The sequence below is a fragment of the Granulicella sp. WH15 genome, assembly GCF_009914315.1.
Taxonomy (GTDB): Bacteria; Acidobacteriota; Terriglobia; order Terriglobales; family Acidobacteriaceae; genus Edaphobacter.
In genome coordinates this window covers 1,542,144-1,566,917 of sequence record NZ_CP042596.1, presented here as the reverse complement: position 1 = coordinate 1,566,917, position 24,774 = coordinate 1,542,144, and the positions used below count along the sequence as shown (strand labels likewise).

General features: G+C 58.3%; 18 protein-coding genes. 9 read left to right on the top strand and 9 right to left on the bottom strand.

The window, feature by feature from the left end:
• Positions 1 to 37: 37 nt before the first annotated feature.
• Together FTO74_RS06520 and FTO74_RS19670 are read right to left on the bottom strand one after the other, a co-directional pair.
• The gene (locus FTO74_RS06520) at positions 38 to 1,339 is read right to left on the bottom strand and encodes an enolase C-terminal domain-like protein (RefSeq protein WP_162537418.1); all 1,302 of its coding nucleotides are present in this window, start codon (positions 1,337 to 1,339) and stop codon (positions 38 to 40) included.
• A 414-nt stretch (positions 1,340 to 1,753) separates the two neighbouring features.
• Complete coding sequence (locus FTO74_RS19670; protein ID WP_255462539.1) at positions 1,754 to 2,068, bottom strand: multicopper oxidase domain-containing protein; 315 nt, start codon at positions 2,066 to 2,068, stop codon at positions 1,754 to 1,756.
• Between the two features lie 99 nt (positions 2,069 to 2,167).
• Between FTO74_RS19670 and FTO74_RS06510 the strand changes: the two genes are divergently transcribed.
• Positions 2,168 to 3,004: a DUF1080 domain-containing protein gene (locus FTO74_RS06510; protein ID WP_162537416.1), complete on the top strand. Its 837-nt coding sequence runs from the start codon at positions 2,168 to 2,170 to the stop codon at positions 3,002 to 3,004.
• Between the two features lie 94 nt (positions 3,005 to 3,098).
• Here the strand turns inward: FTO74_RS06510 and FTO74_RS06505 are convergent, their stop codons facing one another.
• Both FTO74_RS06505 and FTO74_RS06500 read right to left on the bottom strand, forming a co-directional pair.
• Positions 3,099 to 3,890: a tetratricopeptide repeat protein gene (locus FTO74_RS06505; protein ID WP_162537415.1), complete on the bottom strand. Its 792-nt coding sequence runs from the start codon at positions 3,888 to 3,890 to the stop codon at positions 3,099 to 3,101.
• Positions 3,880 to 4,662 carry a hypothetical protein gene (locus FTO74_RS06500; protein ID WP_162537414.1) on the bottom strand — a complete coding sequence of 261 codons (783 nt, stop codon included), beginning with the start codon at positions 4,660 to 4,662 and terminating at the stop codon, positions 3,880 to 3,882. Before FTO74_RS06500 ends, FTO74_RS06505 begins: the two co-directional genes overlap by 11 nt.
• A 485-nt stretch (positions 4,663 to 5,147) precedes the next feature.
• Between FTO74_RS06500 and FTO74_RS06495 the strand changes: the two genes are divergently transcribed.
• From FTO74_RS06495 to FTO74_RS06475, 6 genes are all read left to right on the top strand, one after another.
• Positions 5,148 to 6,434 carry a hypothetical protein gene (locus tag FTO74_RS06495; RefSeq protein WP_162537413.1) on the top strand — a complete coding sequence of 429 codons (1,287 nt, stop codon included), beginning with the start codon at positions 5,148 to 5,150 and terminating at the stop codon, positions 6,432 to 6,434.
• Positions 6,435 to 6,702: 268 nt separating this feature from the next.
• Entirely contained in the window at positions 6,703 to 7,182 is a 480-nt protein-coding gene (locus FTO74_RS06490) for a hypothetical protein (RefSeq protein WP_162537412.1), read from the top strand.
• Positions 7,183 to 7,542: 360 nt separating this feature from the next.
• Positions 7,543 to 8,304 (top strand): alpha/beta fold hydrolase, encoded by a 762-nt coding sequence (locus FTO74_RS06485; protein WP_162537411.1) that lies wholly within the window; start codon positions 7,543 to 7,545, stop codon positions 8,302 to 8,304.
• A 38-nt stretch (positions 8,305 to 8,342) separates the two neighbouring features.
• Entirely contained in the window at positions 8,343 to 9,065 is a 723-nt protein-coding gene (locus tag FTO74_RS06480; protein ID WP_162537410.1) for a hypothetical protein, read from the top strand.
• A gap of 83 nt (positions 9,066 to 9,148) precedes the next feature.
• Positions 9,149 to 9,301 (top strand): hypothetical protein, encoded by a 153-nt coding sequence (locus FTO74_RS19665; RefSeq protein ID WP_255462649.1) that lies wholly within the window; start codon positions 9,149 to 9,151, stop codon positions 9,299 to 9,301.
• Positions 9,238 to 10,101 (top strand): alpha/beta hydrolase, encoded by an 864-nt coding sequence (locus FTO74_RS06475; RefSeq protein ID WP_255462616.1) that lies wholly within the window; start codon positions 9,238 to 9,240, stop codon positions 10,099 to 10,101. The genes FTO74_RS19665 and FTO74_RS06475 overlap by 64 nt, the downstream gene beginning before the upstream one ends.
• On the opposite strand, the gene FTO74_RS06470 is transcribed toward FTO74_RS06475, so the two are convergent.
• The 3 genes from FTO74_RS06470 to FTO74_RS06460 all read right to left on the bottom strand — a co-directional run bounded on the left by FTO74_RS06470 (position 10,086) and on the right by FTO74_RS06460 (position 14,735).
• Positions 10,086 to 12,710 (bottom strand): AMP-binding protein, encoded by a 2,625-nt coding sequence (locus FTO74_RS06470; RefSeq protein ID WP_162537408.1) that lies wholly within the window; start codon positions 12,708 to 12,710, stop codon positions 10,086 to 10,088. The two genes, FTO74_RS06475 and FTO74_RS06470, sit on opposite strands and share 16 nt — an antisense overlap.
• 125 nt (positions 12,711 to 12,835) lie before the next feature.
• On the bottom strand, positions 12,836 to 13,657 hold the full coding sequence (locus FTO74_RS06465; RefSeq protein WP_162537407.1) for a family 1 encapsulin nanocompartment shell protein: 822 nt from the start codon (positions 13,655 to 13,657) through the stop codon (positions 12,836 to 12,838).
• Positions 13,650 to 14,735 (bottom strand): Dyp-type peroxidase, encoded by a 1,086-nt coding sequence (locus FTO74_RS06460; RefSeq protein ID WP_162537406.1) that lies wholly within the window; start codon positions 14,733 to 14,735, stop codon positions 13,650 to 13,652. The genes FTO74_RS06465 and FTO74_RS06460 overlap by 8 nt, the downstream gene beginning before the upstream one ends.
• A 354-nt stretch (positions 14,736 to 15,089) precedes the next feature.
• On the opposite strand from FTO74_RS06460, the gene FTO74_RS06455 reads away from it, so the two are divergent.
• A complete protein-coding gene (locus tag FTO74_RS06455) occupies positions 15,090 to 16,160 on the top strand; it encodes a LacI family DNA-binding transcriptional regulator (protein WP_255462538.1) in 1,071 nt (356 codons plus the stop codon).
• 172 nt (positions 16,161 to 16,332) lie between these two features.
• Positions 16,333 to 19,911 carry a glycoside hydrolase family 38 C-terminal domain-containing protein gene (locus FTO74_RS06450; protein WP_255462537.1) on the top strand — a complete coding sequence of 1,193 codons (3,579 nt, stop codon included), beginning with the start codon at positions 16,333 to 16,335 and terminating at the stop codon, positions 19,909 to 19,911.
• Between the two features lie 284 nt (positions 19,912 to 20,195).
• Here the strand turns inward: FTO74_RS06450 and FTO74_RS06445 are convergent, their stop codons facing one another.
• Together FTO74_RS06445 and FTO74_RS06440 are read right to left on the bottom strand one after the other, a co-directional pair.
• A complete protein-coding gene (locus FTO74_RS06445; protein ID WP_220399095.1) occupies positions 20,196 to 21,128 on the bottom strand; it encodes a glycerophosphodiester phosphodiesterase family protein in 933 nt (310 codons plus the stop codon).
• An 89-nt stretch (positions 21,129 to 21,217) separates the two neighbouring features.
• Positions 21,218 to 24,682, bottom strand: coding sequence for a TonB-dependent receptor (locus tag FTO74_RS06440; RefSeq protein ID WP_162537404.1), 3,465 nt, complete (start codon positions 24,680 to 24,682; stop codon positions 21,218 to 21,220).
• Positions 24,683 to 24,774: the final 92 nt, after the last annotated feature.

The window sequence follows — 24,774 nt, the reverse complement described above, 5'->3', positions numbered from 1 at the left end:
AAATAACGCGACCATTGATCGTTTTGAATTCTGACGCTCAATGGTCGCGGGCGGAGCCGTCGACTGCATCCCACATCTCCGGGAACTTCCATTCCGGGATACCGCGCTCGTTGTCGATGAGGTTGTCATCAAGCTCGATGCCGAGCCCCGGCCCATCCAGATTGCCCTTCAGGATGATGTTGCCCTCGGTCATCACGAACGGCTTTTTGATGTAGCTCCTCCCCATGGGGCTGCGCTGCACATTGGGCGGCCCTCCCGTCACCGCCTGCAGCGACGGCACCTCATGCGCGAGGAAGTTCGGGATCGACGCCGCCACGTGCATCGAGGCGGCGAAGCCCACCACTCCTTCCTTCGAGTGCGGCAGCATATCGGCGTAGAAGGCCTCCGCAAGCGTGGCCACCGCCTTTAACTCGGTAATGCCGCCCACATGCGTGACGTCCGGCTGCAGCAGTTGCGCCGCGCCGGCCGTCAGCAGATCGCGGAACTGCCACTTGGTTACCATGCGCTCGCCCGTGGCGAAGGGGAACGCCGTTTTCTTAGCCATCTCCGCCATCAAAGGCAGGTTCTGGAACTGGATCGGCTCCTCATAGAACCAGGGGCGGAAGGGCTCGAGTGCCTTGATGATCTCCATCGCGGCGGGCGGCTCATGATCGCCGTGCATCTCGATGCCCAGATCGAAGTCGGGACCGATGAGCTCACGGATCGCCTTTACCTTTTCGACAAAGCCGTCGATGTAGTATGGGCTCTCGGACGAGCGCGACAGTCGGCCTCGTGTGCGCGAGACGCTGGTCTTCATCGACCGGTAGCCCTCGGCGAGCACGTGGGTTTTAGTTTCTTCGACGCTCTCGGCCTGGCCGTAGCACTTGATGCGGTCGCGCGTGGGGCCGCCCAGAAGGTCGTAGATGGGGACTCCCAGAGCCTTGCCCTTGATGTCCCACATCGCGATATCGACCGCGCCCAACGCGGAGGTGAGGACGATATCGCCGCGATAGAACGCGTGCCGGTAGATCGCCTGCCAGTGGTGTGCCGGGCGGCGTGCATCCTTGCCGATGAGGTAGGGCTCAATCTCCTTGATGGCGGCGACCACGGTGGGGATGCGTCCCTCCACCGTGCCCTCGCCAATGCCGGTGATACCGGCGTCGGTGTGCATCTTGACGAAGATGCTGCGCAGCGAGTTGACCGGGATAATCTCGAGTCCGGTTATCTTGATCTCGTCGCGGGGGTCGGCCAAAGCGCAGGCGTGATTCACCGGCTGTGCGCCAAGGTTGCGCTCGCTCGCGAGCAGGCCACCCACGCCCATAGCGGCGGTCTTCATCCAGGTACGGCGTGAGTGAGTCATCGACGATTCCCCCGCGTGATTTCCAGGAAACACTATCACGTACGCCGTCAGAACGTCATCCTGCAGCGTACTGGCCCGCAGTGAGGGCTGAGAACTTTTCGGTGAATATACTCATGCCGCCAACACGGAAACTGTCATTGGAATCCTGCCCCCCAATTAGTTCTGATAAATGGATGAGCGGGTCACCCAGAAGGAAGAGACTATTCCCCCATGAAGAAGCCAGCGCAGCACCTCATCGCGGAAGTTCCATGCAGACGGTCAGAGGTCAAGACGACCATGAAGCTGGAGCGTACGCGTTGCATTCTGCGAAATCGCACCCTTCGAAGAGTTTCTCTGCTGTACGACTTGCTCCTTCGTGCTTCTAAGAGCAAATTGCTGCGGTTGCCATGTAGGCTTATTGCTGGCCTACTGTTCTCACTGAAAACGGATCTTCGCCATCACGCCTTTATCTTCATGCTTGAGAAGATGAGAATGACAGACTGAGACACCCCGAATGATTGGGTCCGTAAAGTCCATGATGAGGTCGCTGGACTGGCCCGGCTCGACATTCGCTGTGTCCATCCATTTCGGATCACCGATGGATATTCCGTCTTTCCGTAAGCAAGAAAGTACACCTGATGAATGTGAAAAGGGTGGATCTCGTGTGTAAGTATGCCGTAAACGGGTCCCTCCTGCTCTCCCCAAAACACCGACTTCAGAACCTTCTCGAAGAGAAGAATAGATCCCCATAAACGCTTCTCATTCACTGGACCTCACAGAGTAAATCAGGTTCTCCGTCCGGACCTTCCCGAGCAATTCATCCTCGGGCAGGTGTATGCTCATCGCATCATGAAGCACGCCTCGCCGCTGTCCCAAATGACGCTCTTTTTGCTTGCAGCCACCACACTTATGGTGGGATTGCCGTCCTGCGCCCAGGTTTCCGGCGTCAACAAGCCAAAGCACGAAGACACCGAGTTCTACCAGCCGGTTCCGCCCGTGGTGACTCCGGCAGAGACCGTCGGCATACCGCCGTCCGACGCCATCGTCCTCTTTGACGGCAAAGACACGCAGCAATGGGTTGCCGCCAAGGACGGTATCACTCCCGCCGACTGGGACGTTCATGATGGTGTGATGACCGTGAAGAAGGGCGGCGGCGGTAACATCCAGACCAGGCAGAAGTTCAAGGACTACCAACTCCATCTGGAGTGGAAGATTCCCACCAGCATCGAGGGCGAGGGGCAGGCGCGTGGCAACAGCGGCGTCTTCCTTGCCTCAACCGGTCCCGGCGATGCAGGCTACGAGCTGCAGATACTCGATAACTACAACAATAAGACCTACACCAACGGCATGTTGGGGAGCCTGTACAAGCAGGCCACACCGCTGGTCAACGCCGCCCGCAAACCCGGCGAGTGGTCAAGCTATGACGTTGCCTGGACCGCGCCGCGTTTCAACGCTGACGGCACCGTGAAGACCGCTGCTTTCGTTACCGTCTTCGAAAATGGCGTACTGGTCGAGGACCACTTCCAGCTCAAGGGCGAGACACTTTATATTGGCCAGCCCTTCTACAAGGCTTACGACACCGCACCCATCAAACTGCAGGCCCACGGCGACAAGAGCGAACCTATAAGCTTCCGCAACATCTGGGTGCGCGAGGTGAAGCACTGGGACGTCGAGCCTCACAACTGAATCGTTCATTGAACTTCTCGCCAGCGCTCCCCTAAAGACGGTATTCATAGTCGGTCGGACGCAGCATTCGATCGGGAGGAGATCGATATCGTGTTCACACTGCGTCACGGTACTCGCGTCGTTTGACTTCTCGGAGAGCCTCTTCGTGTCCCTGAAGAGCTGCCTGACGCATCCAATGCCGGTACAGGGTATAGTCATGCTCGACGCCCAGACCAACCTCATAGAGATAGCCGAGTCGGAACTGGGCTTCAGAGTTACCGTGATCGGCCGCTTTGCGATACCACGCAGCGGCCTGCGTATAGCTCAGTGGGACGCCCTCGCCAAGATAGTAGAGGTCAGCCAGCTTCTGCTGCGCCTCGGGAAAGTCCTGAGCAGCGGCCAGGCGATACCAGTAGGCAGCTTCCGTGTTGTTCCGCTCGCACCCTTCCCCTTTGCGATACATCAGGCCGAGATTATATTGCGCCCAGGCAAGGTTACTGTCGGCAGCGCGCTGGCACCATGCGAACGCTTCAGCAAAGCTATTCGCTGCATAGTGACGGAAGCTGAGGTTGGCCTGCGCATAGACGTGGCCCTGCTCGGCGGCCTTGCGCTCCCAATAAGCGGCCTGGGTATCGTCCTTCGATAAGCCCTTACCTGTGTCGTACATTGTGCTCAGGATGTACTGCGACTCGACGTGGCCTTGCTCGGCTGCGAGCTGGAAGTTGGTTGCGGCTTCGCTGAAGTTGCCGACGTTGTAGTCGATTGCGGCCTGCCGATAGTGCAGGTTGGAAGCTGCGTTGGCTGCGTCGCGGCGACCACGGGCGATGATGCCGGAACGAGTGGAATGCAGCGACAGCGCGGCTCCGGTAGGCACGTGTTGCAGGCCGGTTTGGGGTTTATTTTCCATGGGCGCGAATCTGGCGGTCGACGAAATCGAACCGATACTGGGCCTCGGCGATCTGCTCGCGGAGGCTGGTGGCAAGCTCGGCCAGCAGATCACGGAGTTCGAGAGCGGCGGCTTTCGCATCGAGATGCAGTTGGCCGAGCTCACTAGTGACCAGCGTCTGTTCCTCAGCATCGAGCGTCGCGATATCGCGCTCCGCGTGCTGAATCTGGCGTGTGATGCGAAGAAGCTCGGCAGCAGCGCCTTCGCCGACGATAGAGGCGTTGATCTCGCGATAATCGTCAAGAATACGCTGAAGAGCTGTGGTATCGCCGCAGCTATAGGCCTGGTTGGCGCGGACCATCAGCAGGGTGAAGTGTTTCTGCTCGGCGTCGTCGCACGCGAAGTCGGGATGTATGCGCCTGGCAACTTCGCGGAAGAGTGTCTTGAGACTAGGTGGCGGGTCTAACTCTTCAGCCTCATGGGCATCGCTGAATGCGGCATCATGGGTCTCCTGCGCGCGCTGGCGGGCATCCCGAGCTCGCCGCCGGGCAGAGGCGGAGTCATAGAGATCAACTTCGCGCTCAGCGATGCGTGCTTCAAGCTCATCAAGTTCCGCATACAGAATACCGACCTGACGAAGGTAACGGCCTTCGAAGGTCTTTAGTTCGGCGCGGATTTGAGCAAGCTCACATTCGCGCTCGGCGAGTGCGGCGCGAACAGCGGCAAGCCGCTCGCTCCTGTCGCGGAGAGCAGCGGCGTCCGGAGTTTGCTGGAGGATAATTTCGGTTGGCATGAGGCTTCTCGTCAATGGAACCTCTAGTTTAGAAGAAATCGTATCGAGTCGCCGCCATTGAGCTATTGACATCCACAAACTCGCTTCCACTCGCCTACACGAGTACTGTGGGCCACCGTCTCGATTGCGGAACGCGGCCCAACCGTGACTTTTCTGCAAGACGACTAGCATCGGCGATTTAAACATTCGACAGGAACAGCCAGCAACTCTGTCTGATGTGCAGAGGCTTATCTTCCGGCTTAACAAGCGGGTGTATCCATCCAGCTCGATTCTGGTTAGGCTACTTCGGCTGCTGCCTTACGAGATGAAATAACGGCATCCGCTTCCCTCCTGATGTTCTTGAGGTGGTGAAAGCTAGAGGCACGGAGAACGTGAATATTTTACGACTGAGCGCCTTTTCAAGAGGAAGTTACTCCGCCACGTGTGCAAGAATGTTGTGCAGTTGCAGCACACTCGGCCCGGACCTTTGAAAATTGGAGATTTCTATGGCGTTGTCCGATGCTGTCATCGAAGCATTGAGTCCGCAGGTTGAGCAGCAGACGATAAAGCTGGTGACCGGCTGGTTGAAAGACAATAAAGAGATAGCGGCCACAATCGCATCGTTGGCGCTGGGAGGTAACGGACTCTCCTCCGCCGTGGAGTCGATGCGGTGGCTTGCAACAAAGATCACAGACGGGAAGACTCCTCCGACCGATCCGACTTCCGCTCTGAATCTTCTGCCGATCGAACAGGCCTCCGAGGTTGTGGGAGCCTTTGCTCTAACGGAGCGTCTTACCGGAGCTGAACCCGGCCGAAATCTCAGAGAAGTAGATGGCAAGCTCGAAGTCGTTCGCCCCGAACGACGGCTCGGCCTTGGCGTCACTCGCGTAAACGGCCGACCGCATCCGATTGTGTTGCTTGCCTCCGGGGGTGACAAGCTTCCCGATTGGGCGACGCGTGATCTTGGCAGTCTCCCTAAGACGCTGGTCGTAGGCCAAGCTGCTGCGACAATTCCTCAAGACAATACAAAGCAGCCAGCTCTTACCGTGCCGAAGAATCAGCATCGCCCAGGCCGATCCGTGGGCCACCATCGCTATAATGCGGGCTCGATCGGCGCCTATGTACGCGTGGAAGACGACGAATTGGAAAGACCTGTCCTCGGGTTCCTGAGCGCGTCTCATGTCCTGAGCGAGATGGGACGCGCAAGCCGGAAGGATCGTCTACTGAGTCCTGGTTATCCGGACTGCGGGCCCATTCGCGACGGAAAGTTCACCTATGGCACCCTTGCACGTTGGAGCGAGTTGATTCACTACGCTACGGCCACACAGGCGGATCTGATCGTGAATCGCGCGGACGTCGCCCTTGGATATCTCGACGATGACACACTCAGGGTAAGTAACGAAGTTCCCGACCCGAACGCCCCATCTAAAGCCCTTCTCCCTATGACTGATCATATGACCCTCGTCCAAATGCGGGACCACACCAAGCAAGAGGTCTTCATTGTCGGGCGCACTACTTCGTTCGGGCATGGAACCCTGGAGGCAACCGATATTCTCGAGTTTCCCATCAAGATGCCGAACGGCAAAAACTATATGTTCGGTGGTCTGGCCCTTGTCCAATCCTCCGATCCCGAGCGCCGATTCTCTCAGGGCGGCGATTCCGGTGCCGTGGTCTATGCCCTCAAGGGCAATCAGTGCAAGGCCGTCGGGTTTATCGTCGGCGGGAGCGAGACTCATAGCTATATAGTTCCCGCCGACCTCTGCCTCACCGCCATGGAAGCGAGTTTGCTGTGAACTCCTCCCGCGAGAACGAGATGTATGAGGACGTGCTTGCGAAGAGAGGTCGATTGTTGAAATATCTTCGGTCGAAGAATATTTCTGGAGTCGTGAGTGTCGCCATGACAAAGCAGGACAACCTTTTGGCGTTACTCGTATTGACGGAGTCAAGTTTTACCGGGACTGTCCCGGAGCGCTTCGAGGGAACGCCGGTGGTCGTAGCTTCGACCAAACCCGCGTCGGCCCAGCTTAGAGCTTTGACAACAGCCTAGTCGGAGGAGGAACGATGGATCTCAGCAAACTCTCGAACGAAACATGCGTAGCAGTGTTGGCACAGGTCGGAGAAAAGTATGTCAAGAACGCAGGCTACGATGCCCGTACGGTAGACAAGATGGTAGACGTGACAGTTCGCTCGGAGGTATCCAAGCTGCCGGACTGGTATTCGGATCCCACACAGTCAATCGATACCACAGGACCACTCGCACGAAGGCTGCTCGAGGAGATGCTGGACTCAGGCGATGAGCGGCTTGCGACACTGGTTCAGAACGAGATCAGACAGGCCCAGTCTCAGGTCGGCAAGGCGCAAATCGTAGACCTCCTGGTGGGAGGTGGGTTTCTAATTGCCCTTGCAGTGATCTCCAAACTCAAATACAGCAAAGATAAAGGATGGGAACTCGAGCCAGGGTTTCCGCAACTGGCAGAGGTGTTAGATAAGGCAGGAAAGTTGGTGGAGAAGATTACGGGGGGCTCCACAAATCCTGCCTGACACCCCGCGAATATTCTTCGACTGTGTCCACCTTCCCACTCCGGGAACGTGCTCTCGACGTAATACGGAACGCCGTTGCCACACCAGCAGACTGAAGCATTCGTGCGCCTCAGCACCGGCTCCCCTTTTCCGATCAGGTCCGTACCCGTCTTCAGAGAGATCGCCACGTCCTCTTCCTGCATCTGCTTGTAGTGATGATGCTCGTTACATCGGCTAGCTCTTGGCCAGCCCCAGTTACCATGTCGCAGGTAAAGAGGAAGATACTTTATGGATCGGGACGTCCCGATCGTCTTCCAAATAGAGCGACGTATGGAACCCAGGACGAAGATGGAACGTGGGAACTCACAACTTTTATCGTGGATGCTGACCGCGGTGAGTGGTGTACTGATGCTTCGCGACCGAGTATGTGGCGTGACGCAGCGCCTGCGCAGGCATGACGCGAGACAGGAGTTTTTTATCGCGAGCGGAATGCGAACACTGTCATGCGCATATGTACCTGGCATCCAGGGAGGGCCGGCCATCCTGCTGTGTCATGGCATCGGCGAAACCATAGAGCACTGGAGTGCGGTCCAGGCGCTCCTCTGTGACCATGGGATTGGGTCGTTGGTGTTCAATTACTCAGGCTATGGAAAGAGCTCAGGCCAGGTGCGCGCGGAACATTGTGATGAAGATCTTTTCGCTGCGTACGCGGAGCTGCGGCATCGGGTTAGCCCGGAGACACCAGTGTTTGTGCTGGGATTTTCCCTGGGCAGCGGGATTGCAGCGCACGGAGCGAGCGCGCTGCGACCTCCCGTTGCGGGTCTATTTTTGTGTGAAGCCTTTGATTCATTTCGCGAGGCGGCGTGCGCTGCCGGTGTGCCGCGATGGCTTGCGCATGCGGTACCGGATGTCTGGGTAACTGTCGCCGCGGTGGAACGCATTCAGATGCCTGTATGGGTGGTGCATAGCGATGGTGACCGTCTATTTCCGCTGGAGATGCCGCGAAGAATCGCAAAGGCCGCTGGCCCCTGGGGCGAACTGATGGTGGTGAAGGGGCTTACGCACAATGAGCCGTACCTGACCGCTGCGGAGACGTACTGGCGTCCCATCATAGAGCGGATGTCGGTACATCGAAGAGATTGAAAACAGCTACTCCTGTTATGAAATCGTGCAATGATCGTATGAAGACTATGACAACCCTGCGTCGCGTCGAATATGCCCATCAGCGCAAGATGCGTGAGAGCAATACACGCATCTATCGTGCGGCGCACTGGCCGCTCTGGATCTTTGTATTCTTCCTTGCGCCCGGACCACTGGTCTTCGATCTATTCGCTGGCCGTGGGAATCGCTGGAACATCCTGTGGCTCATCGTCGTGCTGATCGGGACAGGCATTGCGGCGTTGCGCGGGCGGCTCCCAGGCGCAGAGCCGGGGCCGTACATCCTGCGCTTTACCGAAGATCGCCCGAATCCGCTCTACCGGCGCGTCTGCTATACCTTCGGTTGGAATGCCGCGCTCAACTTTGCGTTGATGAATCTGCTTGGTCTTATCATCGCCGTTACGACAGGACATTGGTACATGCAGCAGATCTATGCGCATGTGTACACACCGGTGCTGGCGTTGATCGTGCTGCTGGGAGCGGCAGGTGTGCTGCCGCGCGTACGCCGCTCGACCAAAGGCGAAGGTTGGGAGCGGCGTTATTTCTATGGAACCGTGTGGTCAGTCACGTTAGCCCAGGCTGTACTGCTTATCCTTTGGAAGACACTGCCACGTTCCCATACATCGGATGTGACAGAGATTGTCGTGTATTGCGTCGTGCTGCTAGCCGTCGGCTTGGCAGCTGCCGCAGGTCTGTTGCCGCGCACGCGCCCCATTCTGCCGGGAGAGTCGATCGTTGCGGATTGAGTGGGTCGCGGCGACACTGGCCGCTGTGCTTGTTGCCGTAGCAGGAGTGGGATGGATCTTACAGCGAGCCGGTCTCAGGCGGGATGCTCGACGATATCCTCCCGCAGGCTTGTTGCTCCCACGCGGCGACCGGCATCTCCATGTCGTTCGGCGGGGAGACGGGCAACCTGCGGTGGTCTTCGAAGCAGGGCTGGCAGCGAGTTCGGCAAGCTGGGCGCGCGTACAACCGCTGGTGACTTCCTTTGTGAGTTCCGTCAGTTACGACAGAGCGGGGCTGGGCTGGAGTTCTCCGCGTACGTCGCCTCCATCTCTTGCTCAGATGCTTGAGGATGTACACGGCGTTGTTGCCTGGGCAGGTGGTGGCGAGCCCGTCGTGCTAGTCGGGCACTCGTTCGGAGCATTGCTTCTGCTCGCGTTCACGCGGCATCATCCAGAGCTGGTCGCCGGTCTGGTTCTGGTGGATCCAGTATCGCTCTCGACCTGGTCGGACTGCTCCTCTGCCGACCAACACCGGCTACAAGTTGGTGTGCAACTCTCGCGACGCGGGGCCTGGCTCGCAGAGTTTGGAATCGTGCGCGCGGCGCTTGCTCTGCTGTTGAGCGGAAGCCAACCGTTTGCGAGGCTCATCGGCCGTCGCGCTGCGGGACGCGCCGCCACGACGCTCGAGCGACTGACAGGCGAGGTAGGCAAACTACCCAAGGAGCTGTGGCCGGTGATTGCGGCGCATTGGAGCCGCCCCCACAACTTTCGCGCGATGGCCGATACGCTGGAGGCTCTGCCTGCCTATGCCAACTCAGCAGACCACATCCTGCTGCCAACGGAGCTGCCGGTCGCCATTCTCTCAGCCTCTTCTGCGACAGAAGACGAGCTGCGCGAACGTTATGGTTGGCTGACAGGGCTACTCAAGACAGAGCACACGATCTTGCCGGAGACCGGGCACTGGCTGCACTTGGAGCGTCCAGTGGAAGTAGCGGCGGCTGTGCGATGGTGTGTGGAGCAGTCGCAGCTGAGCAAATCATCTTACGCTTCGGACTGAAGCCGCCTGACGCTCTCCTCGAGCTTTACGGTCAGTTCCGTGGGGCCTGTCTCCTCTACCACAGGAGTGGCTTCGCCAATGCGTACTTCCAAGCGCCCTGAGCGAAACCACTGAGCCTTCTCCGTTCGCAGCGCACCGAGCCCGATCAGCGCCACCGGCACTACCGGCACGCGCGACTCCTCAGCCAGCAGTCCAATACCCGGCCGGAATGGATGCAGCTTCCCATCCTGGCTTCGGGTTCCTTCCGGAAAGATCAGCACAGAGTATCCCCGATCCATCGCCTCGCCCGCGTGCGCAAAGCTCCTGCGAAACCCACGCAGCCGAGGCAATGGAAAGACATTGAACAACGCTGTTACCAGCCAGTACGCCACTGGCGCCAGCAGGTTGCGCAGCGCACTCCGCTGGCCTCTCCCCCGCCGAAAGCTCAGCAGCATCTCACCCGACATTGCAATCGCCACACGACGCCGCAGCCTCCCCGGCAAGGCATACAGGATCAACGCTCCATCGTATGCGGTCACATGATTCGCAATCACCAGCACTGGCCCTTGTGGTAGTCCCCCTGTTGGCCGCACCACCCGCGGCGCAGCCAGCAACCAGACCAGAGGCCTCATCACAACTTCGACAAACACAACGCGAATGGCCTGAATCGGCCATGTCCACGGCCATCTAGGATACCAATGCTCGGACACTGCGGTCTCCATCTGCGACCGAGGCAGCACCTCTGTCGCTTTGGCTGGGGACGGTGCGGCTGGAGGACCATACGCTGCGCTGCTGCTCGCTTGCAATGGCAACTCCGACGCAGCACCCTTCTCGATCACCGCTCGAAGCTCGCCCAGTGTCTGTACCGTGGCAATCGCATCGTCCTCGAGCTCCAGCCCCAGCCGCGGCTCTAGTGCCGACTGCAACTGCACGCGCCCAAGGCTATCCAGATGCAGATCCTCCGATAGCCGCAGGTGATCAGGACCGTTCGAGAGATGTTCGCCTGTCACCTCCGCAATCATCTTCAGCAGCATGTCCCCTTCCCTTGTGTCCGCTGAAGCTCCGCTCTGTTGTCTCGCAAGCATCGAGCAAGCCCACTGCCCCATCCTCCTGCGCAACAGCTTTCCCGTCGAGGTATATGGAAACTGCGGCTCCTGCCACTTCAGCACGCGGCGGATCTTCTGATACTCGGCCAGTCCCTGGTTTGCCTGACTGACTGCGGCCTGCAGCTCTTGCTCGCCTCCCGAAAAGAGCACAACCGCTACCGGCTCCGCACCTCCCGCCAGTTCGCACGGAACCACCACGCATCCGCGCACGCCCGGCTGCTTCGTCATTGCCTCTTCGAGGTCGGCAGGATGCACATTCAACCCGGCACTCGTGACAATCACATCGCCTCTTCTGCCGAGAAACCGCAGCTCACCGGACGCATCCTGCGCCGCAAGGTCGCCCGTGGCCAGCCACTCCCCTACGCGCAGACTCATCGCTCCGTTCTGCCACGTCGCCGCAGCCAGCATGTCACCGCGCACCAAGATCTCGCCCTCGTCGCTGATCCGCACCTCCCGCCCCGGGAGGGCCTTCCCTATGGTCCCGCGTCCGATGTGAAACGGATGATTCAACGTCACCAGCGCAGCCGTCTCCGTCATGCCATAGCCCTGAATCAGCGCGAAACCAAGCCCACTCCAGAAGCCTTCAAGCTCTGCCGGCAGTGACGCTCCGCCCGAGATCGCTGCCCAGAACTTCCATCCCAACGCACGGTGCACCTGCCGGAAACGCCACCAACGCTTCCATATCGAAAGCCCCTTCGCCTGCTCCAGCTCATCGGCCAGATGCGCGAATCGGCCCAGCAGATGCACTCGAAGAAGCTGCAACACTCGCGGCACCGCCACCAGCACCGAGATGCGCTCCTCTCGTATCAACTCCGTCATCCGAACCGGATCGAGCTGTCTGCCGAAGTGAACCTCTGAGGCCAACAACGGAGGCACCCACAGTCCCATGAATTGCCCGAAGACATGGCTCAGAGGAAGGACATGCAAAAACCGCAGCGGATGCACCCACCGCTCGTACTTCCGATACTTCGCAATCTCGTTCTCAATCGGTTGCAGGCTTGTGAGCACGTTGCGGTGCGTATGAACAATGCCCTTTGGCTCGGATGTCGTGCCGGAGGTGAAGACAATCTGAAACGCTGACTGTGAGGTGACAGCATCACTTACGGCGAATAGCGGCTCTGCAGGCATCTGCGCCATCATCCCGGAGAGCAGCAACTGCGGCACTTCAACCGCAAGGGAATACAACAGGCTTCGGTCGCCAACGATTAGCTTCGCGCCAACATCCTTTACCACACGCTCAGCAAACTCAGTTGATCCGGTTGCATCGAGCGGGACTACGACCACTCCACGCAGCAGACAGCCAAAGAAGGCACCGATCCACTCCGCCGAGTTCTCCCCCCACAGCACGACACGTTCCCCCGCTGTGATCCCGCGTCTTTCAAGCTCGGCGGCAAACCGCCCAGCCAACTCGGCCAACCCGCTGTACGTCGTGGCGTAGCGTCGATTGCCGCGATGCTCCACCACCGCTATCTCCGCGGCGTGCCGACGGAACTCCTCTACGAGGCTGGCAAGATGAGCACGCACGCCTTCATGATAGCCGTTCACCGGACAGCATGAAACACAACTGCCTCCCACTGCCTCCACTCACGATGCACCTGCGTCCTGCAAACACCTGGCCTCTGATGGAACGAAGCTACCGTCTCAGAGATTTACTTATCTTGAGAAGTTTTTTGTGACGGCGATAACGCAACCCCAGCTTCGGTAGTGAGCACCCGGAAGACGAACGACTCCTGAAGATACAGTTGTACGGCAGAATCGGTATGGCTGAGATAGCCGATCGAAACATCCTGCCCGATGTTGAGTTCGAAGTCACCACCCCGGGTTGTCAGAACAAACGCGCCTTCAATCGCAGGTGCCCATATCAGGTTGCCATCCACGATGCGCTTTACGTGCTCAAGCACGGGATATCCGTGATCGCGGGTTTCGGCGAGCGCAGTATATTCGTCGGCACCCAGCACCACCGAGTAGGGTCCATTGACGCCCACCAGCCGCAGTTGGCTCAGCGCATGGGCAACCGCATCCGGATAATCCCGCACATCCGCAGGCAGAGTCTCGATGGGATTGCTGGTACCCTCCCGAATACCCTGGATACCCGCGTCCTGGTATCCGTTGAAGATCGCCCGATCTTCCGCAAAGGCCAGCTTCTTCGCGGCGTCCTTCGCAGGCTGCCAGTCGGAGTCGTCGGAACCGCGTTCCACATCGTCGATGGTCTGACGCGACAGCTCAAACGGAACCCGCAGCTCTACCAGCGGCTTCACCTCGCGTTGCCTTGCGAGGATACCCTCTGCCGGAGCGGAGATTGACTTAAGATGCCCCGTCCCAACTCCGGGCAAAGCGATCCCTTCCGGCGAAGGAACATCCACGATACGTCGTCCGGCCAGATAACGCTTCAGAGTTCTGGTTGTCTCTTCCTCAATCTGCGCCCATGCTGAGTCAGAAATCGGTGCAAGTTCCCGGTGGAGGTTATTCATCTTTCTCTCCCTTGAGTGATCCTATCTTGAGTGATGTGTCGTATCCGGCAACCGGCTTGGATGCGGGCGCGGACGAAGGTGGCTCGGCTGATGAAGTTTCTGCGCTCTGTGAGACGGTCGGTGCATCGGTGGAAACATTGTCGAGAAATGTCCCTGTAGGCACGAAGAACAGACTACCCGTCACGGGGTGGCTGAAGTCGAGCAGACGGTCATATGTTCCGGGCGGACGCCCGATGAACATGTTCTCGAGCATGGTCTCTGTGATCCGTGGCGTGCGGCTGTAGCCGATAAAGTATGTTCCAAACTCGCCATGGCCCGGACGCCCGAAAGGCATGTTGTCCCTCAGGATCTGCAGTTGACGCCCGTTCTCTTCGATATTCGTGAGCGCATTGTGAGCATAGGCAGGCTTGTCCGCGTCGCTCAACTCCACGTCCGAGAGCTTTCGACGACCGATGATCTTTTCCTGCATCTCCACTGGAAGCGTATTCCACGCCTTCAAGTCGTGAAGATACTTCTGGACGATGACATAGCTGCCGCCTGCAAAGGCCGGATCTTCACCGCCGACAATGGCCGCCTCGCGCGCGACATCTCCTCGCGGATTCTCCGTGCCATCGACGAACCCCATTACATCGCGATCATCGAAATAGCGGAAGCCATGCACCTCGTCGGCCACGGAGACCACATCCCCAATGCTATTCATGATCTGCGTGGCCAGTTCGAAGCACAGATCCATGCGTTTGGCACGAATGTGGAAGAGAATGTCTCCCGGTGTGGAGACGGCATGTCGTCCTCCGGAATGAATCTCCCTGAAAGGATGAAGCTCGGCAGGACGCGGCACTCCGAAGAGCTTGTCCCAGGCATCCGATCCGAATCCGGCAACGCAGGTAAGGCCAGCCTCTACATCGCGAAACTCCACCGCGCGAATCAACCCGGAGAGCCCTGCACAAAACTCGCGCAGACTCGTGTAAGCATCCTCGTCCTGACGGATTCGCAGCACCAGAAAGATCGCCGACCGCGTGAGCGGACCAACCACATTCTGCGGAAGAACAACCTCGTTAAGCTCGCTGGGAGTATCCATGTCTTCAACAATCTTAGTCTGCGTCTATGTTCCCACTAGTATCGCATCGAGCCCCCGGCAACACCAGGAAATAGCAGGCTTAGAACTGCCCACCATTCCTTGACGACAAGCCGATACCCTAATCTCTTAAGAAACGCTGACAAATCGGCATTGATCGTTTCCGCATCGATCTGGAACGTACCAACAATTCGGCATCCCATAAAATTTAGCAGTTATGGATAAATGCAGTTAGCAAAGCCAAACTGAGATCTGTTATGTGAAATTTGTTTTGGCATCGTTGCCACAATATAACGCAATACCGGAACAATCGTTAGTGAGAGGGAGCCCATCCGCCGGATGCCGTATTCTGATGGCGTGAAGCGACAACACACAGAGCGTGTTCCCACGATTCGCGAAGTAGCGAAGCTGGCACGCGTCGGATTGATGACAGTATCGCGGGTTATCAATCATCACCCCTCCGTCCGACCGGCGACACGCAAGAAGGTAGAATTGGCAATTGCCGCGCTCGGATACCAACAGAACGAAGCCGCGCGGTTGCTGAAGGGGCAGCGGGCACGCATGATCGGCCTGATCGTGCCCGACCTGTCGGATAGTTTTTTCGCCTCCTGCGCGCATACCGTACAACACATGGCACGGCAGCACGATCTGATGACGTTGATCGTTGCCTCCGAGCGAGATGCCGACCTTGAGGTTCAGCAAGCGGAGCTGATGGCAAGCCGTATGGTCTCGGGGTTGTTGATCGTCAGCTCCACCAGGCAGGGAGATGAGCGCCTGGGCCGGTTGCAGAGCTCCGGTCTACCGATCGTCGCCTTTGATCGCCCCCTGCCCGGCCTGGAAACGGACTCCGTCGTTATAGAGAATCGCGCAGGCGCACAGGAGGCAGTCGAACACCTGATCGCGCATGGCCACAAACATATCGCCTGCGCCGGTTACGACCAGGAGGTCTACACCATATACGAGCGCATTCAGGGCTACCAATATGGGATGCAGAAAGCAACGCTGAAGCCGCAGATCGGACTAGGGCTCCTGACCCTTGACGACGTGCGGAGCTGGCTCGGCAAGGTGCTCACCGGGAAGAACGCGCCCACGGCAATCTTTGCGCTGAATCATCGGACATCCATATTCGTTCTGCAGGCGCTCACCGAACGCAATATCAAGATTCCGGAACAGGTCGCCCTGGCGGGCTTTGACGATTTCGATCTGTCCAGCGTCATTCGGCCCGCGCTTACGACCGTGGCACAGTCCCCTGTTGAGCTTGCGCAACGTGCTATGGGCCTGCTTCTCCAGCGCATCCATGCTCTTCAGGCACAGACGACTTCCGCGAAGAAGATGGACCAGAACACGACTCCAGCCAAGATCGTCCTGCCCGCTCGTCTGATTGTGCGTCAGTCCTGCGGCAGCCATCCGATCAACATGAAGACTTGAGAAAAGTACCACCGTGGTATCGATGTTTATCGGTCACAACAGACGTATCAGGCACCTTCCGGAGCTTCCCTGCTCCCCAAAGATTATTGCTCTACATTCGTGGTATCGTTATCACGCTAAGGCTCAAACAGCCTGAAAAAACGATACAACGTCGCTCGAAGGAGACGAAAAGATGAGGAAGAGGCGGCCACATAGCTTCTCGGCAAGAGTATTACGACGCAGCGGCCATCGCGCGTGTTTTTATGTCCCTCTTTCGCTGGCGCTTGCCGCAACCGCAACCCGGGCTCAGACGATGCAAGCGCCCGACATCACCAAGACGCCTACGCTGTATGTCGTTCCCTACGCTCACCTCGACACGCAGTGGCGCTGGGAGTTTCCGCAGGTCATCAGCGAATATCTCTTGAAGACCATGCGCGTCAACTTCGACTACATGGATAAGTATCCGCACTACGTCTTCAACTGGACCGGCTCCAATCGCTACCGGCTCATGAAGGAGTACTACCCGGACGACTATGCCCGCCTCAAAGGATACGTCGCCAAAGGCCAGTGGTTCCCGGCAGGTTCGTCGGTCGAAGAGGGCGATGTCAACCTGCCCACGGCGGAGGGTATCTTTCGCCAGGTGCTCTACGGCAATACCTACTATCGGCATGAGTTCGGCAAAGCCAGCAACGAGTACATGCTGCCTGACTGCTTCGGCTTCCCCGCCTCGCTTCCAGCCATATTGGCACACGCAGGCGTAAAGGGCTTTTCGACCCAGAAGCTGAACTCCCAATGGCAGCCTGCGCCCCGCATCGGCGGAGCGAACTCGCCGGAACAGACGCCCGAGGGCATTCCCTTCAATGTTGGCGTCTGGGTTGGTCCGGATGGCAGCCGTCTGGTGTCTGCGCTTAACCCCAGCGATTACAACCACAACGTCAACACGGACCTGACCCGTAACGACGCCCCGATTACCTTCCCCACTATTTCGCAGACCGAGCTAGATGCGCTCACCTCAAGGCAAAAGCGCTCTCTCCAGCGGATAAGAAACCAGAAGGAGCCGAATTGGCCTGAGCGTATCGGTCTGAACGGCAAAGTAACCGGGCTGTTCGCCGACTACGAGTACGTGGGCACTGGCGATATCGGAGGCGCCGCCGAGGAGACCTCCATCAAGCTTCTGGAGGCTATCGTTCAGAAGGAGCAGATCAGCCTGCCGGCGCTTCCGGACTTCGTGAAGGCGCCACCCATGCCGCCCGTTCGTGTTGGCATGGGCCCTGTCCACGTTGTCGTATCGGCCGCCGATCAGATGTTCAACGACATCAAGCCCGATGAGACAGAGCGTATGCCAACGTACCAGGGCGATCTGGAGCTGATCAATCACTCGGCCGGTTCGCTCACCTCGCAGGCCTACCATAAACGCTGGGTGGCGAAGAACGAGCTGCTTGCCGATGCCGCGGAGAAGGCCTCACTGGCCGCTGCATGGATGGGCGCTCAGCCCTACCCGCAAAAACGCCTGAACGATGCCTGGACCCTTGCCCTTGGCGGCCACTTCCACGACACAGCCGCGGGGACTGCCACACCGCGCTCCTACGAGTTCGCCTGGAATGATGACGTTCTCACCGCGAACCAGTTTGCGGGCGTCTTTACCAGTGCCACGGAGTCGGTCAGTTCGGCGCTCGACACGAGCGGTCCCGGTACGCCGCTTGTGCTCTTCAACGCGTTGAACATCGCCCGCGAGGACGTAGTGGAAGTCGCTCTTCCCTCTTCCATGCAAAGCTCCGGAACGATGCACGTCGTATCTTCCACTGGGGAGCAGATACCAGCGCAGACCGCGGACGGCAAGGTGCTCTTCGTCGCCAAGCTGCCCTCTGTTGGCTATGCGGTATACCATCTTGTGCCCGGCGCTGCCTCAAGAACGAGCGACGAATTGAAGGTAACGAGTTCTTCGCTTGAGAACTCGCGATACCGTGTGCAGCTTAACTCCGATGGCGACGTCGCAAGCATCTTTGATAAAAGCCTGAAGAAGGAGCTGCTCGCGGCTCCTATCCGTCTCGCGCTGTCCCACGACACCCCGCAGCAATGGCCCGCGTGGAACATGGACTTCGACCAGGAGCAGGCCGCGCCGCGCGCTTATGTGAGTGGACCTGCCAAGATCCGCGTGAAAGAGAACGGCCCTGTTCGCGTCTCGATCGAGGTCGTCCGCGAGAGCGAGGGTTCCAGGTATGCGCAGACGATCAGCCTGGCGGCGGGTGATTCCGGCAATCGTGTCGAGTTCGCAAATGTCATCGACTGGCGTGGCAAAGAAGAGAACCTGAAGGCATCTTTCCCTCTCACAGCCTCTAACCCCAATGCAACCTATAACGAGGACGTCGGCACGCTCCAACGCCCCAACGCGATGGAGCGGCAGTTCGAGGTTCTTTCGCATCGCTGGATCGATCTGACGGATAAGAGCGGCAGCTATGGGGTCACCCTTCTGACTGACGATAAGAATGGCTCAGACAAGCGGAACGACAACACCATTCGCCTTACCCTGCTGCGCTCGCCCGGCATTAGCGCCAAGGGCGCCTCATACACTGATCAGGCCAATCAAGACTGGGGGCATCACGAGTTCACCTTCGGTCTTGCCGGACACGCAAACGGCTGGCGCGAAGCACAGACAGACTGGCAGGCATACCGGCTGAACGACCCGGTGCGGGCCTTCTACACCGCCAGCCATCCAGGCTCCCTCGGTAAGCAGTTCTCGCTCCTGCACCTCGACAACTCTCGTATTCGCGTCCTCGCTCTCAAGAAGGCGGAGGACAGCGATGAACTCGTGCTGCGCATGGTCGAGTTGGACGGCAAATCTGCACCCGGCGTCCATGTCCGCTTTGCTGCGGGCATCAACTCCGCACGCGAGATCAACGCCCAGGAGCAGCCGCTCGGTGAAGCGACGGTCACCGGCGGTGAGTTAGTCACCTCTTTCGGCGGCTATCAGCCGAAAACCTTTGCGTTGCGCCTGACCACACCGCCTGCCACTGTCTCCGCGATTGCCTCGAAGCCGGTACCGCTTCCCTACGACCTCGCCACAGCGACGAACGACGATAGCGAAACCAAGGGCGGTGGCTTTGACGGCAAGGGCGACGCCTATCCGGCGGAGATGCTTCCAGAGCAACTCTCTTACGACGGCGTAGAGTTCCAACTCACACGCGCCGCCACTGGCACACCCAATGCAGTCGCCGCCAATGGCCAGAGCGTTGCATTGCCGGTTGGCGACTTCAACCGCGTCTACATCCTCGCCGCTGGCGACGGCGACCAGCAGGCCCAGTTCCACATCGGAGGCAAAGCCGTCACGCTCAACGTGGAGAACTGGGGAGGCTTCATCGGCCAGTGGGACACTCGTCTCTGGAAGGGCACGCCGGAGAGCTGGGCAATATCGGCCCATCATGCCGTCTGGCCTCCCGCAAACCTGGATCAGAGTGAAGCGGAGCGGCCTTCGCCGCACTTCCCCGAGGATTATCTTGGGCTGCGGGAGGGCTTCATCAAACCGGCTTCCGTCGCCTGGTATGCCTCGCACCACCATACAGCGGCGGGCCTCAACGATCCCTATGCGTATTCCTATCTCTTCGCATATACGTTGGACCTGCCACCCGGAGTTCGACAACTGACGCTTCCCAATAACAGCAAGGTGCGCATACTCGCCGTTTCGGTCGCGCACAACGGCCCCACGGTCGCTCCGGCACAGCCCCTATTCGACACGCTCCAGCATACCTTGGAGCCGAAAACGTCAACGAAGTAGCCGCCGGATTGGACGCCGTGAACACTCCGGCGTCCAACCCGAGAATGATCACCGCGATTTGATAGAAGCTTCGGCAAGCGGCGGCGGCTCCAGTTCAATATCATGCTGCAGCACAGCTTTGGTCTGTAGAGCGAGCAAGAGAAGCCTCCGACCGAGATCGTGTAACCTCCTGCGGGCCATTGCCATTGATCTTTCAAGACTCATAGAAATTCTCTGGTGTGGACACCGCAACGAAACAAGCGTGAACCCAGTCGAACAGGGTGCCGACTGGGTCCCATAGAGAGCTATTTGTGCATCGCGGCTCGAAATTCGAGCAATGCTTCGGGACGATCGGTCTGGAAGATGGAAATTCCATTGCGATACAGCCATCCCCATACGGCGTCCGGGTCTTTCAGCGCGTCATTGTCGCCGCCGATGCCGATGCAGGAACCATCACCTAATGTGTTGTTGAAGAGCTTGATTCCGTGCTGCCGTCCCACTGCAGCGATCTTCGGTACATCCTCCGACTGCATGTGCGGCAACTCGAAGGCCACAGGTTTGGCATTGGCCGCTTGCCGCTCTGCCACCGCCACGATATCACTGCCTTTTGCGTTAAGTACCGGCACAAATGGCACCTTGTTGAACGGAGCGATGGCGGCCAGTGCAGGGCTGGCGATACCTGCTCGCGTCTTGACCGTGACGAGATCGGCGGCTCCTGCACGCAGAACCGCGTCGACAACTTCGGCGTAGATCGGGGCCTTTACATCAAGATTGAGGGTAATGCGCCCCTTGGCTGCCTTGAGCATCTCGTCCAGGGTGGGTACGTGCTCGTCGGTCAGCGGTTCCGCATAGCCACCCAAATTTTGACGCAGATGCAGCTTGCGAACTTCGGCCAGCGTCATCGTCGAAATAATGCCATGGCCATCAGTGGTTCGATCAACACTTTCGTCATGGATCATGACAAGGTAGCCGTCAGCGGTCATGTGGACATCCGTCTCCATCATGTCCACGCCCATGACGACACAGCGCTCCAACCCCAGTAGAGAGTTTTCAGGGGCGTAGCCAAAACCATGCTTTGGCGCGGGATCATGGCAGCCACGATGAGCGACCACAGCAATGCCTTCATTTGAAAAGGCAAAAAGGCTACTGACAGAACCTCGCTTGACGTCCTCAGCAACGGACGGCTTAGGAAGAGAAAGGACGAGTGCTATTGCGAGAAGTATGCGGCGATTGATCACGGTTCTGATTCCTTCTTACGTCGTATGGGCCGATTTCATGATGGTACAGCCGGCAGGTTCGCTGCCGGCTCTAGGATGAAGAGCGCACGTCAGAATGCGAGTCGCAGAGCGAACTGCACCTGACGTGATGGATAGGCACTCGAAGCGGTGTAGGTACCGAAGTTAGCGCCATCGGTGACTGAGCTGTCAGGATACTGGAAGTTGGTTGCATTCAGGACATTGAAGGCCTCAATGCGGAACTCGATGTTGCTCGAATCCGACCAGAGCGGAACGGACTTGTGCAATGCTAGATCAAGCTGTCCAAATGCAGGCCCGCGCAGATCGTTGCGTCCCGCATTGCCAAAGTACTGGCTTGGTGTCGGAACACTGACCTGACTGGCGAGCAAAGTTCCGCTGAGTGCGCTCCCCGTCTTCACCCAGTGAGACTTCGGCGCATACACCGCCTTCGCAGTGCTGACGAGGTTCGGACGGACAGAATAGACCTCGCTGGTGCTGGATACCACATTTTGAGCGGAGGGGGTGTAGGTCAGGTTGATCGGCAGACCGCTCGTGACCACATTGATCGCCGCGAGCTGCCAGCCTCCCAGCACAGCCTGCTGCCACGCTGGAGCACTCTGACCGAACATTCTTCCCTTCCCGAAGGGCAGGTCCGCAATGATGGACAAGGTGTCGTTCAACGGCTGATCGTAACCGGATGGGCCACGATCTCCTGTCGGATTGTAGCGGTTGACCAGCGCGCCGTCACCACCATACGTCTCAAGATCGGCAGAAGCATTGTTGAAGGCGCGTGACCAGGTGAATGAGTTGATGAGATAGAGTCCGTTGCTGTAACGGCGCTCGAGCTTCGTCTGCAGCGAATTGTAGATCAGATATCCCTGGGGCAATGCAGTCAGGATGTTCGTAAAGGTGGAGATCGGCCGCCGTTGCTGCTGCGTCAAGCATCCAACGCCGGTGTTGCAGCTGACAGGCTGCGTTGCACCCTGGTTGAAGTCAGTGAGAACAGGAACGTGGACCCCGTGGCTGCCGACGTAGGAGACCTCGAGAGTGGTGTTGCTCATCAACTGCCGCTGCACCGTGAGGTGATATGCCTGGATGTAAGCCGCCTCAAAGTTACGCGGGATATAGCGGGTCTGCGCGGCCAGCGTCGAGAAGTTCTGCGCCGAGGCGAAGTTCGTCTGATAGCCCGACTGCGTCGTACGGAAGCAGGTGCTGGGGTTCTCGGTGAGCGAAGTGCAAAGTGACTGGGTCGCGCCGCTCACCTGGTGCGGCGGAGTCTGGTTGATCGTCGCATCCACGATGTAAGGTCCGTTGTAGCCAAGCGTGCTCTCTCCTCCGAAGCGGAAGTAGTGCATGTACCCGATGCCATAGCCGCCCCGGATCACCGTCTTCGGGTCTACCTGATAAGCGAATCCGAAGCGCGGTCCCAGATCCTTCTTATCCAGATTGATCAGAGATCGGTTGTACAGCGATCCTCCGGAAGCCTGGACCAGCGTATTAGTCGTTGGATCGAAGTTCGCCAGATGGTTGTTCTTCTCCCAGTTCGGCGTCACCAACTCGTAGCGCAGTCCAAGATTGAATGTCAACTTATCGCTGAATTTATAGTCATCCTGCACATAACCCATATACCAGCGGCGTTCGTACTGAATCGTCGCAAGATTATTCAGCTGATAGCTGTTGCGAGCGCCGACCAGAAAGTCAGCCAGGTTGTATGCCTGGATGTGTGCGGCGTCGGTCGCCTGGGTCGCAGTCGCACGGCTGAACTGACCGCCATAGAAATCTTCACCGAACTGCGGGTGGAAGTCCGATATGGCCATATTGAGGAACCCGTACTCCCCTCCCACCTTGAAGCTGTTGCGACCTTTGAGGAAACTGTAGTTGACCTTGGGGTTTGCGACGTAGGGATTCGTAAACTGCGGGTTTGTCGTCTGACGCCCAAACTGAGAGTACCCGGTGACAGCCTGACTGTTTAGACCACCATTGATGCTCGGATCGCTCGGAATATTCGGGATGTTGAAGTCCGCGAGCAGATTGTCTGCGCCAATGTTGATCGGCGCTTTGCCGCTGGTCGTCCAGGTAAGGCCAAGACGGAGCTGCAGAATCGAACTCGGCGTGGGAGTGAAGTTATAACCACCCGCAATCTGCCGGGTATAGGCATAGAGCGTTCCATTGCTGTTTCCTCCGGCGAGCCCCGGAATATTAGGTGCCAGAAAGTAGACCCACGAGTCTTGGCTGTAGCGTGCGAAGGCGGTCGACCTCGGGCTGATGTACGCGTCCAGGCGGCCATCACCTTTGTTCACATTCGTTGTATTGGCAGGGGTAGAGACGAAATTGTTGCCGCCCGCCGCGACGACTGCGTTTGGAGCCGCGTCCGACTGAAGGATGCTCAGCACCTTGGCCGCAAACGGACTTTGGTCGGATGACGGGATCTTTCCGTTCGTATAAGCCGCGCCGGTGATTGGATTCACCAAGGGAATGGGATTGCCGCTCGCATCCGTGAAGATCCCCTGCGCCTGGGCCGCAGTCGGGACCACTGCAGTCGTGATCGCTCGATTGACGACCCGCAGCCCCTCATAGTCCGCGAAGAAGAAGAGCTTGTCCCGCTTAATGGGGCCGCCAATCGCACCACCGAACTGGTTCTGTACCAACGTTGGCTTTACTCCGTTGCCGATAAACGGGCCATAAGCGTTGAGCACGGTATTGCGGAGGTAGTCATAGGCGACTCCATGGAACTGGTTCGTTCCACTGCGAATCGTCGCGTTGATGATTGCGCCGCCAGCCCGGCCATACTCGGCGCTGTAATTGTCGGTCTCAACCTTGAACTCCTGCACGGCATCAGGCGACGGAATGATCGCCTCATTCGAATAGCCTTGGTTCGCGCTCTGGTACGCATTGTTGTCGATACCATCAAGCTGAAAGTTGTTGGTCATTGAATTCTGGCCATTGACGTTATAGGACGCATCGCGGCTCGGGACCGAGAGCGTTTCGAGTAGCGATTTACGCACGCCCGGAACAAGGGCTGAAAGATCGGCGTAAGCGCGGCCGTTTAGCGGCAAGTTGACCGCTTCACGGTTCTGCACCGTCTCACCACGATCGCTGGTATCGGTTTCAAGAAGAGTGGCAGCTCCAGAGACGGTGACTGTCTGTGAGTTCGTGCCAATCTTAAGCGCAAGCCCAACACGCTGCCTGGCACCCACGTTCACAGTAAACCGGCCGGTGTCCGTTTTTTCAAAACCAGCCGCGGTAACCGTAATCGAGTACTCTCCCGGCTGGACATTCGTAAATTCGTAGTTACCGCTTCCGTCGGTTTGCCGTGTGACGGTTACGCCCCTTGTCACACTGAGCAGAACAACGGACGCGGATGGCACCGCTGCTCCGTCCGGATCACTGATTGTTCCGAGCACGCTCGCGGTGTCGAACTGTGCCCGCGCGGGCATTCCACCCATCAGCAGGAACACGAGCATGATGACCAGAGCGCCGGTTGCATTTGAAGCGCACTTCTGGACGAACGCGATGGACAGTTCGATTTTCGTTCCAAGGACAGTTTTGATCGGCATGCGACGGTCTCCTCTTGCTGGTGCTAACTGGGAAAGCTTTACTCGATGGCCGAACTCTAGCCAACGTTTCTCTCCCCGCGCAGTCAATTCGC

Excerpts from the sequence above, each read along its gene's own strand:
- FTO74_RS06440 (WP_162537404.1), bottom strand. The coding sequence starts at position 24,682 with ATGCCGATCAAAACTGTCCTTGGAACGAAAATCGAACTGTCCATCGCG.
- FTO74_RS06460 (WP_162537406.1), bottom strand. The coding sequence starts at position 14,735 with ATGGATACTCCCAGCGAGCTTAACGAGGTTGTTCTTCCGCAGAATGTG.
- FTO74_RS19670 (WP_255462539.1), bottom strand. The coding sequence starts at position 2,068 with ATGGGGATCTATTCTTCTCTTCGAGAAGGTTCTGAAGTCGGTGTTTTG.
- FTO74_RS06520 (WP_162537418.1), bottom strand. The coding sequence starts at position 1,339 with ATGACTCACTCACGCCGTACCTGGATGAAGACCGCCGCTATGGGCGTG.
- FTO74_RS06500 (WP_162537414.1), bottom strand. The coding sequence starts at position 4,662 with ATGCCAACCGAAATTATCCTCCAGCAAACTCCGGACGCCGCTGCTCTC.
- FTO74_RS06510 (WP_162537416.1), top strand. The coding sequence starts at position 2,168 with ATGAAGCACGCCTCGCCGCTGTCCCAAATGACGCTCTTTTTGCTTGCA.
- FTO74_RS06490 (WP_162537412.1), top strand. The coding sequence starts at position 6,703 with ATGGATCTCAGCAAACTCTCGAACGAAACATGCGTAGCAGTGTTGGCA.
- FTO74_RS06495 (WP_162537413.1), top strand. The coding sequence starts at position 5,148 with ATGGCGTTGTCCGATGCTGTCATCGAAGCATTGAGTCCGCAGGTTGAG.
- FTO74_RS06465 (WP_162537407.1), bottom strand. The coding sequence starts at position 13,657 with ATGAATAACCTCCACCGGGAACTTGCACCGATTTCTGACTCAGCATGG.
- FTO74_RS06450 (WP_255462537.1), top strand. The coding sequence starts at position 16,333 with ATGAGGAAGAGGCGGCCACATAGCTTCTCGGCAAGAGTATTACGACGC.
- FTO74_RS06505 (WP_162537415.1), bottom strand. The coding sequence starts at position 3,890 with ATGGAAAATAAACCCCAAACCGGCCTGCAACACGTGCCTACCGGAGCC.
- FTO74_RS06485 (WP_162537411.1), top strand. The coding sequence starts at position 7,543 with ATGCTGACCGCGGTGAGTGGTGTACTGATGCTTCGCGACCGAGTATGT.
- FTO74_RS19665 (WP_255462649.1), top strand. The coding sequence starts at position 9,149 with ATGCTCGACGATATCCTCCCGCAGGCTTGTTGCTCCCACGCGGCGACC.
- FTO74_RS06480 (WP_162537410.1), top strand. The coding sequence starts at position 8,343 with ATGAAGACTATGACAACCCTGCGTCGCGTCGAATATGCCCATCAGCGC.